The sequence below is a fragment of the Haloferax sp. Atlit-4N genome (assembly GCF_003383025.1).
Lineage (GTDB): Archaea > Halobacteriota > Halobacteria > Halobacteriales > Haloferacaceae > Haloferax > Haloferax gibbonsii.
This window is the reverse complement of record NZ_PSYY01000108.1, coordinates 1-450: the sequence shown is the minus strand read 5'-3', so window position 1 is coordinate 450 and position 450 is coordinate 1. Positions and strand designations below refer to the sequence as shown.

Here is a 450-nt window from a genome sequence, read left to right as displayed (position 1 = left end):
CGCGAAGGTGGACCAGTTCATCACGGACCTCCCGAACGGACTCGATTCTCAACTCGGTGACGACGGTGTCCGCTTGTCGGGCGGGCAGAAACAGCGCGTCGCTCTTGCGCGAGCGATTCTGAAAGACGCGGACCTGTTAATTCTAGACGAAGCAACGAGCGACCTGGATTCGAACCTTGAGAAGGAAGTGCAGGCGGCAATCGAAGCGATGGAGCGAGATTATGCGATTATCGCTATCGCTCATCGCCTTTCGACTGTCGAGAATGCTGATCGGATCTATACGATGGAAGACGGATGGATTTCCGAGTGTGGCGGTCACGACGAACTGGTTGAAAGTGAAGGGAAATACGCTGAATTGTATGCGATACAGTCAGGTGGGTAACTGGACTCGGTGTTACCACAGACACCGCTCAAGAAAGAAATCGCTGGTACTTCTCTATCCTAGTGTCA

Annotated in this window: 1 protein-coding gene; it reads left to right on the top strand. The window is 53.1% G+C overall.

Annotated features, from left to right (window positions below):
* A partial coding sequence (locus tag C5C07_RS20805; RefSeq protein WP_115806065.1) for an ATP-binding cassette domain-containing protein occupies nt 1–382 on the top strand: 382 nt, incomplete at its 5' end.
* Nucleotides 383–450: the final 68 nt, after the last annotated feature.